The sequence below is a fragment of the Streptococcus oralis ATCC 49296 genome (assembly GCF_000185265.1).
In the GTDB taxonomy this organism is placed as follows: Bacteria; Bacillota; Bacilli; order Lactobacillales; family Streptococcaceae; genus Streptococcus; species Streptococcus oralis_BC.
This window is the reverse complement of the sequence record NZ_GL622183.1, coordinates 448,704-463,273: the sequence shown is the minus strand read 5'-3', so window position 1 is coordinate 463,273 and position 14,570 is coordinate 448,704. Positions and strand designations below refer to the sequence as shown.

13 protein-coding genes and 1 pseudogene are annotated in these 14,570 nt (G+C 36.5%); all 14 read left to right on the top strand.

The window, feature by feature from the left end; translation table 11 throughout:
- Positions 1-119 precede the first annotated feature (119 nt).
- On the top strand, positions 120-1,481 hold the full coding sequence (gene dnaA / locus HMPREF8578_RS04550; RefSeq protein ID WP_000660623.1) for a chromosomal replication initiator protein DnaA: 1,362 nt from the start codon (positions 120-122) through the stop codon (positions 1,479-1,481).
- 158 nt (positions 1,482-1,639) lie between these two features.
- Positions 1,640-2,776, top strand: a complete 1,137-nt coding sequence (gene dnaN / locus HMPREF8578_RS04545; RefSeq protein WP_000581146.1) for a DNA polymerase III subunit beta — start codon at positions 1,640-1,642, stop codon at positions 2,774-2,776.
- Between the two features lie 64 nt (positions 2,777-2,840).
- The gene (locus HMPREF8578_RS0102125) at positions 2,841-3,035 is read left to right on the top strand and encodes a DUF951 domain-containing protein (protein WP_000285178.1); all 195 of its coding nucleotides are present in this window, start codon (positions 2,841-2,843) and stop codon (positions 3,033-3,035) included.
- Positions 3,036-3,119: 84 nt separating this feature from the next.
- Positions 3,120-4,235 (top strand): redox-regulated ATPase YchF, encoded by a 1,116-nt coding sequence (gene ychF / locus HMPREF8578_RS04540; RefSeq protein ID WP_001218702.1) that lies wholly within the window; start codon positions 3,120-3,122, stop codon positions 4,233-4,235.
- Positions 4,236-4,307: 72 nt separating this feature from the next.
- Positions 4,308-4,877 (top strand): aminoacyl-tRNA hydrolase, encoded by a 570-nt coding sequence (gene pth / locus HMPREF8578_RS04535; RefSeq protein ID WP_000163944.1) that lies wholly within the window; start codon positions 4,308-4,310, stop codon positions 4,875-4,877.
- A complete protein-coding gene (gene mfd / locus HMPREF8578_RS04530) occupies positions 4,878-8,381 on the top strand; it encodes a transcription-repair coupling factor (RefSeq protein WP_000258069.1) in 3,504 nt (1,167 codons plus the stop codon). It abuts the gene before it with no gap.
- Between the two features lie 57 nt (positions 8,382-8,438).
- Positions 8,439-8,705, top strand: a complete 267-nt coding sequence (locus HMPREF8578_RS04525) for an RNA-binding S4 domain-containing protein (RefSeq protein WP_001234971.1) — start codon at positions 8,439-8,441, stop codon at positions 8,703-8,705.
- Positions 8,698-9,066 (top strand): septum formation initiator family protein, encoded by a 369-nt coding sequence (locus HMPREF8578_RS04520; RefSeq protein ID WP_000089267.1) that lies wholly within the window; start codon positions 8,698-8,700, stop codon positions 9,064-9,066. Before HMPREF8578_RS04525 ends, HMPREF8578_RS04520 begins: the two co-directional genes overlap by 8 nt.
- Positions 9,067-9,070: 4 nt before the next feature.
- Positions 9,071-9,193 (top strand): SP_0009 family protein, encoded by a 123-nt coding sequence (locus HMPREF8578_RS12690; protein WP_000429343.1) that lies wholly within the window; start codon positions 9,071-9,073, stop codon positions 9,191-9,193.
- Positions 9,186-10,454, top strand: a complete 1,269-nt coding sequence (locus HMPREF8578_RS04510; RefSeq protein WP_001224816.1) for a serine hydrolase — start codon at positions 9,186-9,188, stop codon at positions 10,452-10,454. The genes HMPREF8578_RS12690 and HMPREF8578_RS04510 overlap by 8 nt, the downstream gene beginning before the upstream one ends.
- Positions 10,451-11,728 carry a tRNA lysidine(34) synthetase TilS gene (gene tilS, locus HMPREF8578_RS04505; RefSeq protein ID WP_001205568.1) on the top strand — a complete coding sequence of 426 codons (1,278 nt, stop codon included), beginning with the start codon at positions 10,451-10,453 and terminating at the stop codon, positions 11,726-11,728. Before HMPREF8578_RS04510 ends, tilS begins: the two co-directional genes overlap by 4 nt.
- 4 nt (positions 11,729-11,732) lie before the next feature.
- Positions 11,733-12,275, top strand: coding sequence for a hypoxanthine phosphoribosyltransferase (gene hpt, locus HMPREF8578_RS04500; RefSeq protein ID WP_000889404.1), 543 nt, complete (start codon positions 11,733-11,735; stop codon positions 12,273-12,275).
- A 15-nt stretch (positions 12,276-12,290) separates the two neighbouring features.
- Positions 12,291-14,249 carry an ATP-dependent zinc metalloprotease FtsH gene (gene ftsH, locus HMPREF8578_RS04495; RefSeq protein WP_000744582.1) on the top strand — a complete coding sequence of 653 codons (1,959 nt, stop codon included), beginning with the start codon at positions 12,291-12,293 and terminating at the stop codon, positions 14,247-14,249.
- A gap of 39 nt (positions 14,250-14,288) precedes the next feature.
- Positions 14,289-14,540 (top strand): annotated as a pseudogene (locus tag HMPREF8578_RS12350) (23S rRNA (uracil(1939)-C(5))-methyltransferase RlmD); the annotation flags it as partial.
- Between the last annotated feature and the right edge of the window lie 30 nt (positions 14,541-14,570).

The following is a 14,570-nucleotide window of genomic DNA, read 5'->3' as shown; positions in this document are numbered from 1 at the left end:
TGGATAAATACTACTAACATTGTGGATTCTTTTCCCCAATCTGTGGAAAAATCCTACTATCTATGGTAAAATAAGTCTAGCACTAAACTACTAAAATCATAGTAAAGGAGGAAAATTAGTTGAAAGAAAAGCAATTTTGGAATCGTATTTTAGAATTTGCTCAAGAAAGATTGACACGATCTATGTATGATTTCTATGCTACACCTGCTGAACTCATCAAAGTAGAAGAAAACACAGCTACTATATTTCTACCGAGATCAGAGATGGAAATGGTGTGGGAAAAGCAATTAAAAGATATTATCATTGCTGCTGGTTTTGAAATTTATGATTCTGAAATCAAACCTCACTATATTTTCACTAAACCTCAGAGTACAGAATCTCCTCAAGTAAATGATACGAATAGTATCTCTACTTACGATTACACACCTGCACTACCAACGATTCCCTATTCTGAAACAGGGTTAAAAGAAAAATATACCTTTGATAACTTTATTCAAGGTGATGGGAATGTTTGGGCGGTGTCTGCTGCACTAGCAGTATCTGAAGATTTAGCTCTGACCTATAATCCTCTTTTCATCTATGGAGGACCTGGTCTTGGAAAGACTCACTTACTCAATGCGATTGGAAATGAGATTTTGAAAAATATTCCTGATGCGCGTGTCAAGTACATTCCTGCCGAGAGCTTTATCAATGACTTTCTTGAACACTTGCGACTTGGGGAAATGGAAAAGTTCAAAAAGACTTACCGTAGCCTTGATCTCTTATTGATCGATGATATCCAATCTCTCAGTGGCAAAAAAGTCGCGACCCAGGAAGAATTTTTCAATACCTTCAATGCTCTTCATGATAAGCAGAAACAGATTGTCCTAACCAGTGATCGAAGTCCTAAACACCTAGAAGGACTTGAAGAGAGACTTGTCACACGCTTTAGCTGGGGATTGACGCAAAATATCACTCCTCCTGACTTTGAGACACGTATCGCCATTCTTCAAAGTAAAACAGAGCACTTGGATTACCATTTCCAAAGTGATACTCTAGAGTACTTGGCTGGCCAATTTGATTCAAATGTTCGAGAATTAGAAGGAGCAATCAACGATATCACTTTAATTGCCAGAGTGAAGAAGATTAAGGATATTACTATTGATATTGCTGCGGAAGCTATTAGAGCACGTAAGCAAGACGCTCGCCAGATACTTGTTATTCCAATTGAGAAAATCCAAACTGAAGTTGGTAATTTTTATGGAGTGAGTGTCAAAGAAATGAAGGGGACGAGACGAGTTCAAAACATCGTTTTAGCACGTCAGGTTGCCATGTATCTAGCTAGAGAACTGACAGATAACAGTCTTCCAAAAATCGGAAAAGAATTTGGCGGAAAGGATCACACCACCGTGATTCATGCCCATGCTAAAATCAAATCATTGATTGACGAAGACGATAATTTACGTTTAGAAATAGAAGCAATCAAAAAGAAAATTAAGTAGCTTATGGATAAGTTTTCCTTTCTTATCTTTTTTATCCACATTTTTTAAACAGCTAAGAAGCTTGAATTTACTAAATAGAAATCAGTTTTTCCACAGAATTCACACACTCTATTATTACTATTAACTTTCTAATACTAAAAATAAATAAAGGAGAATCCATGATTCATTTTTCAATTAATAAAAATTTATTTCTACAGGCCTTAAATACTACAAAACGAGCTATAAGCTCTAAAAATGCTATTCCAATTTTATCAACAATCAAAATTGATGTTACCAATGAAGGGATTACTTTAATTGGATCAAATGGGCAAATCTCCATTGAAAATTTCATTTCTCAAAAAAATGAAGATGCTGGTCTTTTGATTACTTCCTTAGGTTCGATTCTTCTTGAAGCCTCTTTCTTTATCAATGTTGTATCCAGTCTTCCAGATGTAACGCTAGATTTCAAAGAGATTGAACAAAAACAAATTGTCTTAACCAGTGGCAAATCAGAAATTACCCTAAAAGGAAAAGATAGCGAACAGTACCCACGTATTCAAGAAATTTCAGCAAGCACACCTTTGGTTCTTGAAACCAAACTACTCAAGAAAATTATCAATGAGACAGCTTTTGCTGCAAGTACGCAAGAAAGTCGCCCAATCTTAACAGGTGTTCACTTTGTATTGAGCCAACACAAAGAACTAAAAACAGTTGCGACAGACTCACACCGCCTTAGTCAAAAGAAATTGACTCTTGAAAAAAATGGTGATGATTTCGATGTAGTAATTCCTAGTCGTTCTCTACGCGAATTTTCAGCGGTATTTACAGATGATATTGAAACTGTAGAGATTTTCTTTGCAAATAATCAAATCCTCTTTAGAAGCGAAAATATTAGCTTTTACACTCGTCTCCTAGAAGGTAATTATCCTGATACAGATCGCTTGATTCCAACAGACTTTAACACTACAATTACTTTTGATGTGGTTAATTTGCGTCAATCTATGGAGCGTGCTCGCCTCTTATCAAGTGCGACTCAAAATGGTACTGTGAAGCTTGAAATTAAAGGTGGGGTTGTTAGTGCTCATGTTCACTCTCCTGAAGTTGGTAAAGTAAACGAAGAAATCGATACGGAGCAGGTGACCGGGGATGATTTGACTATTAGTTTCAACCCAACTTACTTGATTGATTCCCTCAAGGCTTTAAATAGCGAAAAGGTTACTATTAGCTTTATCTCAGCAGTTCGTCCATTTACTCTTGTACCAGCAGATACTGACGAAGACTTCATGCAGCTCATTACACCAGTTCGAACAAATTAAGTGAAAGAGGTTGAGCCTGGCTCGCCTCTTTTATGATATAATCAAAAAAGAAAAGGAGAGTAGTATGTATCAAGTTGGAAATTTTGTTGAGATGAAAAAACCTCATGCTTGTATAATTAAGTCAACAGGAAAAAAAGCTAATCGTTGGGAAATCACCCGTGTAGGGGCAGATATCAAAATAAAGTGTAGCAATTGTGACCACCTTGTTATGATGAGTCGCTATGATTTTGAACGAAAAATGAATAAGATTATTGACTAAGAACTCTTAGTTAGAGGGTTAGCAAGTTTTCCCTTTTTGTGTTATAATGTTAGGGATTGAAATGAGAACGGAGAATGAGAAACTATGGCTTTAACAGCAGGTATCGTTGGTTTGCCAAACGTTGGTAAATCAACCCTTTTTAATGCAATTACAAAAGCAGGAGCAGAGGCGGCAAACTACCCATTTGCGACTATTGATCCAAACGTTGGGATGGTGGAAGTTCCAGATGAACGCCTACAAAAACTAACGGAAATGATTACTCCTAAAAAGACAGTTCCAACAACCTTTGAGTTTACAGATATTGCAGGGATTGTAAAAGGAGCTTCAAAAGGAGAAGGTCTAGGTAATAAATTCTTGGCCAATATCCGTGAAGTAGACGCGATTGTTCACGTAGTTCGTGCTTTTGATGATGAAAATGTGATGCGCGAGCAAGGACGTGAAGACGCCTTTGTGGATCCACTTGCAGATATTGATACCATTAACCTAGAATTGATTCTTGCTGACTTAGAATCAGTTAATAAACGCTATGCGCGTGTAGAAAAGATGGCACGTACGCAAAAAGATAAAGAATCAGTAGCAGAGTTTAACGTTCTTCAAAAAATCAAACCAGTTCTTGAAGATGGAAAATCAGCACGTACTATTGAATTTACAGATGAAGAGCAAAAAGTAGTCAAAGGTCTCTTCCTTTTAACCACTAAACCAGTTCTTTATGTTGCTAATGTGGATGAGGATGTAGTTTCAGATCCAGATTCTATCGAATATGTGAAGCAAATTCGTGAATTCGCAGCGACAGAAAATGCTGAGGTAGTAGTTATTTCCGCGCGTGCTGAGGAAGAAATTTCTGAGTTAGACGATGAGGATAAGCAAGAGTTTCTTGAAGCACTTGGGTTGACAGAATCAGGCGTTGACAAGTTGACTCGTGCAGCATATCACTTGCTTGGGCTTGGAACTTACTTCACAGCTGGTGAAAAAGAAGTCCGTGCTTGGACCTTTAAGCGAGGGATGAAAGCTCCTCAAGCAGCTGGTATTATCCACTCAGACTTTGAAAAAGGTTTTATTCGTGCAGTCACCATGTCATATGAGGATCTAGTGAAATATGGATCTGAAAAGGCTGTAAAAGAAGCTGGGCGCTTGCGTGAAGAAGGAAAAGAATATATCGTTCAAGATGGCGATATCATGGAATTCCGCTTTAACGTTTAATAACATTTAATAAATAGTGTTAATTAGGTTGGAAAAAAATTCCAACCCTTTTGGCTTTTGAAAGGAAAATAAATGACTAAATTACTTGTTGGATTAGGAAATCCAGGGGATAAATATTTTGAAACCAAGCACAACGTTGGATTTATGTTGATTGACCAACTAGCTAAAAAACAAAATGTCACCTTTACACATGACAAGATATTTCAAGCTGATCTAGCATCTTTTTCCTTCAATGGAGAAAAAATTTATCTCGTCAAACCAACAACATTTATGAATGAAAGTGGAAAAGCGGTTCATGCTTTATTGACTTACTATGGTTTGGATATTGAAGATTTACTCGTTATTTACGACGATCTTGACATGGAAGTCGGGAAAATTCGTTTAAGAGCAAAGGGATCAGCAGGTGGGCATAATGGTATCAAGTCTATTATTCAACATATAGGGACTCAGGTATTTAACCGTGTTAAAATAGGTATTGGAAGACCTAAAAAAGGCATGTCAGTGGTTCACCATGTTTTAAGTAAGTTTGATCAGGATGACTATGTGGGTATTTTACAGTCTATTGACAAGGTTGACGATGCTGTAAACTACTATTTACAAGAGAAAAACTTTGAGAAAACAATGCAGAGGTATAACGGCTAAATGGTGACTTTATTAGATTTATTCTCAGAAAATGACCAGATAAAAAAATGGCATCAAAATCTGATAGATAAGAAAAGACAACTAATACTTGGTTTATCAACTTCTACCAAGGCTCTTGCAATTGCAAGCAGTCTAGAAAAAGAAAATAAGATTGTGTTACTGACTTCAACTTATGGAGAAGCAGAACGAATTATCAGTGATCTTCTTTCTCTCTTAGGAGAGGAACTTGTCTATCCATTTTTGGTTGATGACTCTCCTATGGTAGAGTTTTTGATGTCTTCGCAAGAAAAAATCATTTCGCGGGTTGAGGCCTTGCGTTTTTTGAGTGATCCGTCTAAGAAAGGGATTTTAGTTTGTAATATTGCAGCGAGTCGGTTAATTTTACCCTCTCCGACTAGATTTAAAGAAAGTACTATAAAAATTGCAGTTGGTGAAGAATATGACCAACACGAGCTACTTCACCGGTTAAAGGAAATTGGATATCGAAAAGTTACTCAAGTACAGACACAAGGTGAGTTTAGTATTCGAGGAGACATTTTAGATATTTTTGAGATGTCTCAGTTAGAACCTTTCCGAATCGAGTTTTTTGGCGATGAAGTAGATGGTATTCGTACTTTTGAAGTCGAAACACAATTATCGAAAGAAAATCAGACAAACCTCACTATCTTTCCAGCTAGCGACATACTTTTGAGAGAAAAAGATTATCAACGAGGACAGTCAGCTTTAGAAAAGCAAATTTCAAAGACTCTATCACCAATTTTAAAATCATATTTGGAAGATATTTTGTCAAGTTTTCATCAAAAACAAGTACATTCAGATAGTCGAAAGTTTTTGTCCTTATGTTACGATAAAGCATGGACTGTATTTGATTATATTGAAAAAGATACACCAGTATTCTTTGATGACTATCAAAAATTGATGAATCAGTATGAAGCCTTTGAAAGAGAATTAGCGCAATACTTTACAGAAGATTTACAGAATGGTAAATCATTTTCCGAGATGCAGTATTTTGCAGATACAGAGCAAACCTATAAAAAACAAAGTCCAGTTACCTTTTTCTCTAATCTGCAAAAGGGCTTAGGAAACCTCAAGTTTGATCACATTTATCAATTTAATCAATACCCAATGCAAGAGTTTTTCAATCAATTTTCATTTTTAAAAGAAGAAATTGAGCGATACAAAAAAATGGACTACACCATTGTTTTGCAGTCTAGCAATTCAATGGGCAGTAAAACATTAGAAGATGTTTTAGAGGAATACCAGATCAAATTGGATTCCAAAGATAAGTCAAGTATCTGTAAAGAATCTGTAAACTTGATTGAGGGTAATCTAAGACATGGTTTTCATTTTGTAGATGAAAAAATTCTCTTGATTACTGAACATGAGATTTTTCAAAAGAAATTAAAACGTCGGTTTAGAAGACAACATGCTTCAAATGCAGAGCGATTAAAAGATTATAATGAACTTGAAAAAGGGGACTACGTTGTTCACCATATCCATGGAATTGGTCAATATCTAGGAATCGAAACAATTGAAATCCAAGGTATTCACCGTGATTATGTCAGTGTACAGTATCAAAATGGTGACCAAATCTCCATCCCAGTAGAGCAGATTCAGTTACTGTCCAAATATGTTTCAAGTGATGGGAAAGCGCCAAAACTTAATAAATTAAATGATGGTCATTTCAAAAAGGCCAAGCAAAAAGTTAAGAACCAAGTAGAGGATATAGCTGACGATTTAATCAAGCTTTATTCTGAGCGTAGTCAGTTGAAGGGTTTTGCGTTCTCAGCTGATGATGATGATCAACATGCTTTTGATGATGCTTTCCCTTACGTTGAAACGGATGATCAACTTCGTAGTATTGAGGAAATCAAGAGAGATATGCAGGATTCTCACCCCATGGATCGACTTTTAGTTGGGGATGTTGGTTTTGGGAAGACTGAAGTTGCAATGCGTGCAGCTTTTAAGGCAGTCAATGATCACAAACAGGTTGTCGTTCTAGTTCCGACAACAGTTTTAGCACAACAACACTATACGAATTTTAAGGAACGATTTCAAAATTTTGCTGTTAATATCGATGTGTTGAGTCGCTTTAGAAGTAAAAAAGAACAGGCAGAGACACTTGAAAAATTAAAGAATGGCCAAGTCGATATTTTGATTGGAACGCATCGTGTTTTGTCAAAAGATGTTGTGTTTTCTGATTTGGGCTTGATGATTATTGATGAGGAACAGCGATTCGGTGTTAAGCATAAGGAAACTTTGAAAGAACTAAAAAAACAAGTAGATGTCCTAACCTTAACAGCAACACCAATCCCTCGTACTCTCCACATGTCTATGCTGGGAATCCGAGATTTGTCTGTTATTGAAACTCCTCCAACCAATCGCTATCCTGTTCAAACCTATGTATTGGAGAAGAATGATAGTGTCATTCGTGATGCTGTCTTGCGTGAAATGGAGCGTGGAGGTCAAATTTACTATCTTTACAATAAGGTTGACACGATTGACCAGAAGGTTTCGGAATTACAGGAGTTGATTCCAGAGGCTTCGATTGGGTATGTTCATGGACAAATGAGTGAAATTCAGTTGGAAAATACTCTACTTGATTTCATTGAAGGTCAGTATGATATTTTGGTGACAACTACTATTATTGAGACAGGGGTAGACATTCCAAATGCCAATACCTTATTTATTGAAAATGCAGACCATATGGGCTTGTCAACCTTGTATCAATTAAGAGGAAGAGTCGGTCGTAGTAATCGTATTGCTTATGCTTATCTCATGTATCGTCCAGAAAAATCAATTAGTGAAGTTTCTGAGAAGAGATTAGAAGCGATTAAGGGATTTACAGAATTGGGCTCTGGATTTAAGATTGCGATGCGAGATCTTTCGATTCGTGGAGCAGGAAATCTCCTAGGAAAATCGCAGTCTGGTTTCATTGATTCTGTTGGTTTTGAATTGTATTCACAGTTATTAGAGGAAGCTATTGCTAAACGGAACGGTAATGGGAATAAAAGAATCAAAGGAAATGCTGAGTTGATTTTACAAATTGATGCTTATCTTCCTGACACTTATATTTCTGACCAACGACATAAGATTGAAATTTACAAGAAAATTCGTCAAATTGACAATCGTGTCAACTATGAAGAACTACAAGAAGAGTTGATGGACCGCTTTGGAGAATACCCAGACGTAGTAGCATACCTTTTAGAGATTGGTTTGGTTAAGTCATATTTTGACAAGGTATTTGTAGAACGTGTGGAAAGAAAAGAAAATAAGATTACAGTTCAATTTGAAAAAGTCACTCAACGACTATTCTTGGCTCAAGATTATTTTAAAGCCTTATCCGCAACGAACTTAAAAGCAGCCATAGCTGAGAATAAGGGATTAATGGAAGTTGTATTCGATGTCCGAAACAAGAAGGATTATGAAATTTTAGAAGGTTTGCTGATTTTTGGAGAAAGTTTATTAGAGATAAAAGAATCAAAGGAAGCAAATCCCATTTAACATTTTTCTTCTATAAAAAGGATAAAAATGGTACAATAATAATTTGAGGTAATAAAAATGAGATTAGACAAGTATTTAAAAGTATCACGAATTATTAAGCGTCGCACAGTCGCAAAAGAAGTAGCAGATAAAGGTAGAATTAAAGTGAATGGAATTTTGGCCAAAAGTTCAACGGATTTAAAAGTTGATGACCAAATTGAAATTCGCTTTGGAAATAAGTTGTTGCTTGTTAAAGTACTAGAGATGAAAGATAGTACGAAAAAAGAAGATGCAGCAGGCATGTATGAAATTCTCAGTGAAACACGGGTAGAAGAAAATGTCTAGAAATATTGTACAGATGAATAATTCTTTTATTCAAAATGAACATCAACGTCGTCGTTACCTGATGAAGGAGAGACAAAAACGAAATCGTTTCATGGGTTGGGTCCTTATTTTGATGATTTTGTTGTTTATTTTACCAACTTATAACTTGGCCCAAAGATATGATCAGTTACTGCAACGCCGTCAGCAATTAACAGAGTTGAAAGAGCAGTACCAAACTCTTAGTGACGAAAAGGATAAGGAATCTGCTTTTGCTGCAAAGTTAAAAGATGAAGACTATGTAGCAAAATACGCACGCGCCAAGTACTATTACTCAAAGAAACGAGAAGCAATTTACACAATTCCTGATTTGCTTCCGAGGTAATGTCATGGAAAATTTATTGGAAGTTGTTGAGCAATTTTTAAGTTTATCAGATGAAAAATTAGAGGAATTGGCAGCTAAAAACCATTTATTACGATTACAAGAAGAAAGGGAAGAGAAGAATGCGTAAGTTCTTAGTAGTTTTATTGCTACCTGCTTTTATCATAACCTCAAGAGTAGTTAGCACAGAAAAACAGCTTCCTTACTCTTCGCAAGAAATTTATTATCTAACTGAGTCTGATTATGGATTCTACTATAAAGAAACTCTGGAATCCCCAATGGTATATGGAGAAACAGCCGTCTATGCTAATGAGGATCTTGTTAAAGAGTCTGGTAAATTGACTCCTGGAACCACCTTTAAAATAGTAGAATGGCGTTTGAATAGACAAGGTGTTCCTGTTTTTAAATTAGATAATCACCAGTTTATCCTTGCAGATAAGCGTTTAATCTATGATCAAAGTCAAGTTCAAACTCAAAATAGACAAGTATGGTTGGAGCCAGGGTTTGTTATCTATAACAGCCCCTATGATGCGAAAGAAATTTCTTCATCCCTCTCTCCCTATCAACGCGTAACGGTGGATAGAACTCTCTTTGCTGAGGGACAAGAATTTCTTCATATTGATCAAGTTGGGTGGGTATCAAAAGAGCTCACCTCAGAAGAAGACAATCGCATCCAGAAGGTTCAAGAAGTTTTATCAAACAACTATCAGAATGAAAATTATTCTATTTATGTTAAACAACTGAGTACAGGTAAAGAGGCTGGGGTGAATGAAGACAGCAAACTTTATGCAGCTAGCATCTTGAAACTAGCCTATCTTTATTATGCTCAAGATAAGATAAATCAAGGAGAGTATACGTTAGACAGTAGCTTCAAGTATATCTCAGAAGTAAATAGTTTCCCTGGGTCCTATAAACCAGAAGGTAGTGGTAGCTTACCTAAAAAAGAAGATAACAAAGAATACAGTCTTCAACAGTTAATTACCAAGGTAACAAAAGAGTCTGATAATGTTGCTCATAATATTTTAGGTTATTACGTGACCAATCAATCTGACGGGGCTTTCAAAGAAAAAATGTCCACCATTATGGGCGAAGATTGGGATGTGAATGATAAACTAACTTCTTCAAAAATGGCTGGAAAAGTCATGGAAGCTATTTATAATCAGAATGGTTTTGTCTTAGAGTCTCTAGGTAAGACTGATTTTGACAACCAACGAATCGCAAAAGGTGTTTCGGTTAAGGTAGCTCATAAAATTGGAGATGCCGATGAGTTTAAACATGACACTGCCATTGTCTATACGGATCCTCCTTTCGTTCTTTCCATTTTTACCCAAAATTCTGACTATGACACCATTGCTAAGATAGCCAAGGATGTCTATGAGGTTCTAAAATGAGGGACCAGGATTTTTTAAATCATTTTCTCCGAAAAGAGTATTTCAAAAAACATTCGAAAGTCGTGTTAGCTTTGTCTGGCGGACTGGATTCAATGTTTTTATTCCATCTATTGTCTACTTATCAAAATGAGTTGGGAATTGAGTTGATTTTAGCACATGTCAATCATAAGCAGAGAAGTGAGTCTGATTGGGAGGAAAATGAACTAAGGAAGTTAGCTGATGCAGCTGAACTTCCTATTTATATCACAAGCTTTTCAGGAGACTTTTCAGAAGCGCGTGCTCGAGAGTTTCGTTATGATTTTTTTAGGAAAATCATGAAAGAGGTTGGAGCAACTGCCTTGGTCACTGCCCACCATGCAGATGATCAAGTTGAAACGATTTTGATGCGCTTGATTCGAGGAAGTCGGCTCCGTTATTTAACAGGAATAAAAGAAAGTCAAGTAGTTGATGGAATTGAAATCATTCGTCCCTTGTTGCATTTTCATAAAAAGGATTTTCCACCAATTGTTCATTTTGAAGATCAAACAAATCAGGAAAATACCTATTTTCGCAATCGCATTCGAAATAGGTATTTACCAGAGCTTGAAAAAGAAAATCCTCGTCTTAAATCCGCCCTTTTAGATTTAGGAAGGGAAATTTCAGATTACCAAGCAACAATAACGGAACTTTCGAAAAAAATTGATGTGGAAGATTTGAATGAGCTATTTTCATACTCTCAACAAACTCAAGGAATCTTGCTCCAGAACTATCTTAATCAATTTCCAGACTTAAATCTGACAAAGGCTCAGTTTGCTGAAGTTCGACAGATTTTAACAACGAAAAGCCAGTATCGTCATTCTCTTAAAAATGGCTATGAATTGATAAAAGAGTATCAGAATTTTCGAGTTTGTAAAATCAGTCCTCAGGCCGATGAAAAGGAAGATGAACTTGTGTTACACTATCAAAATCAAGTTCGATATATGGGCTATTTATTTTCCTTTGGTATCCCTATTGAAGGGGATTTTGTTCAAAAAGTAACGGTTTCACGAGAAACATCTGTACATATTAGATGTCGAAAACCTGGTGATGTTATTATCCTGAATGGTCATCGAAAGAAACTGAGACGCTTATTTATAGATTTAAAAATCCCTATTGAAAAACGAAAAACAACCCCTATTATTGAGCAATTTGGAGAAATTGTCTCAATTTCAGGAATTGCGACCAGTGATTTGAGTAAAAACACGAAAAATGATATAATGAACACTGTAATTTATATAGAAAAAATAGATAGGTAAAAAGATGTTAGAACACGATATTAAAAAAATCCTCGTTTCACATGATGAAATTACAGAAGCAGCTAAAAAGCTAGGTGCGCAACTAACAAAAGAATATGAGGGGAAAAATCCAATTCTTATTGGAATTCTGAAAGGATCTATTCCTTTTATGGCTGAATTGGTCAAACATATTGATACGCATATTGAGATGGACTTCATGATGGTATCTAGTTACCATGGTGGAACAGCAAGTAGTGGTGTCATCAATATCAAGCAAGACGTGACTCAAGATATCAAAGGAAGACATGTTTTATTTGTAGAGGATATCATTGATACAGGTCAAACTTTGAAGAGTTTGAGAGATATGTTTATTGCAAGAGAAGCAGCTTCTGTTAAAATCGCGACTTTGTTAGACAAACCAGAGGGACGTGTTGTTGAAATTGAAGCGGATTATACTTGTTTTACTATTCCAAATGAGTTTGTAGTAGGTTATGGTTTGGACTATAAAGAAAATTATCGTAACCTTCCTTATGTTGGAGTATTGAAAGAAGAAGTTTATTCAAATTAGAAAGATTTATCTTTAATGAAAAAACAAAATAATGGTTTAGTTAGAAACCCATTTCTCTACTTGTTAATTATCTTCTTCCTAGTGACAGGATTCCAGTATTTTTACTCTGGAAATACTGCTGGACGAAGCGAAAAAATTAACTATACAGAACTGGTAAAAGAAATTACAGCAGACAATGTAAAAGAATTAACCTATCAGCCAAATGGTAGCATCATTGAAGTGTCTGGTGTTTATAAAAATCCTAAGACTAGTAAAGAAGAAACAGGAATTCAATTTTTCACTCCTACAGCTACAACAGTAGAAAGATTCTCAAGTACTATTCTTCCGTCTGATTCAACAGTTTCAGAATTGCAAAAAATTGCTTCGGAACATCAGGCAGAAGTAACAGTCAAACATGAGAGTTCAAGCGGTATGTGGATCAATATCCTTGTCTCTGTTGTGCCATTTGCTATTCTTTTCTTCTTCCTATTCTCTATGATGGGAAATATGGGAGGAAATAGTGGCCGAAATCCAATGAGTTTTGGACGTAGCAAGGCTAAAGCTGCAAACAAAGAAGATATCAAGGTACGTTTCTCGGATGTTGCTGGTGCCGAGGAAGAAAAACAAGAATTAGTAGAAGTTGTTGAATTTCTAAAAGATCCAAAACGATTTACAAAACTTGGTGCGCGTATTCCTGCAGGTGTTCTTTTAGAGGGACCTCCGGGAACAGGTAAGACCTTACTTGCTAAGGCAGTTGCTGGAGAAGCAGGAGTTCCATTCTTTAGTATCTCAGGTTCTGACTTTGTAGAAATGTTTGTCGGAGTTGGTGCAAGCCGTGTTCGTTCTCTTTTTGAGGATGCAAAAAAAGCAGCGCCAGCCATCATCTTTATCGATGAAATTGATGCCGTTGGTCGCCAACGTGGTGTCGGTCTTGGTGGAGGAAATGATGAACGTGAACAAACCTTGAACCAACTCTTGATTGAGATGGATGGTTTTGAGGGAAATGAAGGAATCATCGTTATCGCTGCGACGAACCGTTCAGATGTTCTAGATCCAGCTCTTCTCCGTCCAGGACGTTTTGATAGAAAAGTCTTAGTTGGTCGCCCTGATGTTAAAGGTCGTGAAGCAATCTTGAAAGTTCATGCTAAAAATAAACCTCTGGCAGACGATGTTGATTTGAAACTAGTTGCCCAACAAACCCCAGGATTTGTGGGAGCTGACTTAGAAAATGTTCTAAATGAAGCGGCATTAGTTGCTGCTCGTCGCAACAAATCAATCATTGATGCTTCAGATATTGATGAGGCAGAGGACAGAGTGATTGCTGGACCATCTAAGAAAGATAAAACAGTATCACAAAGAGAACGTGAATTGGTTGCTTATCATGAGGCTGGACATACCATTGTTGGTTTAGTCTTGTCAAATGCCCGTGTTGTTCATAAAGTTACCATTGTACCACGTGGACGTGCAGGTGGCTACATGATTGCACTTCCGAAAGAGGATCAAATGCTTCTATCTAAAGAAGACATGAAAGAGCAATTGGCAGGTTTGATGGGTGGTCGTGTAGCTGAAGAGATTATTTTTAATGTCCAAACGACAGGAGCTTCAAATGACTTTGAACAAGCTACTCAGATGGCGCGTGCAATGGTCACTGAATACGGTATGAGTGAAAAACTTGGCCCAGTTCAATACGAAGGTAATCATGCTATGTTTGGTGCACAAAGTCCTCAAAAATCAATTTCAGAGCAAACAGCCTATGAGATAGATGAGGAAGTTCGTTCATTATTAAATGAGGCACGAAACAAAGCTGCTGAAATTATCCAATCAAATCGTGAAACCCACAAACTGATTGCAGAAGCATTGTTGAAATACGAAACATTGGATAGTACTCAAATTAAATCTCTTTACGAGACAGGAAAAATGCCTGATACCGTAGAAGAGGAATCCCATGCACTATCTTATGATGAAGTAAAATCAAAAATGAGTGAAGAAAAATAAATTTAGAGAGGTTCAACCTCTCTTTTTATGTTCTAATGTGATGGCTACCGACCGGATGCCTTGATAGTCGACCCTCCTCGTACAGGTTTAGATGATAAGCTACTGGATACCATACTGACCTATGTTCCAGACAAAATGGTCTATGTATCCTGCAATGTTTCGACCTTGGCACGAGATTTGGTTAAACTGGTAAAAGTTTATGATCTCCAGTATATCCAGTCAGTCGATATGTTTCCCCACACTGCACGAACAGAAGCAGTAGTTAAGTTAGTGAAGAAAAGAAAAAATTAAATTCACTAAAAAAGTCCTTGACAAAGGCGG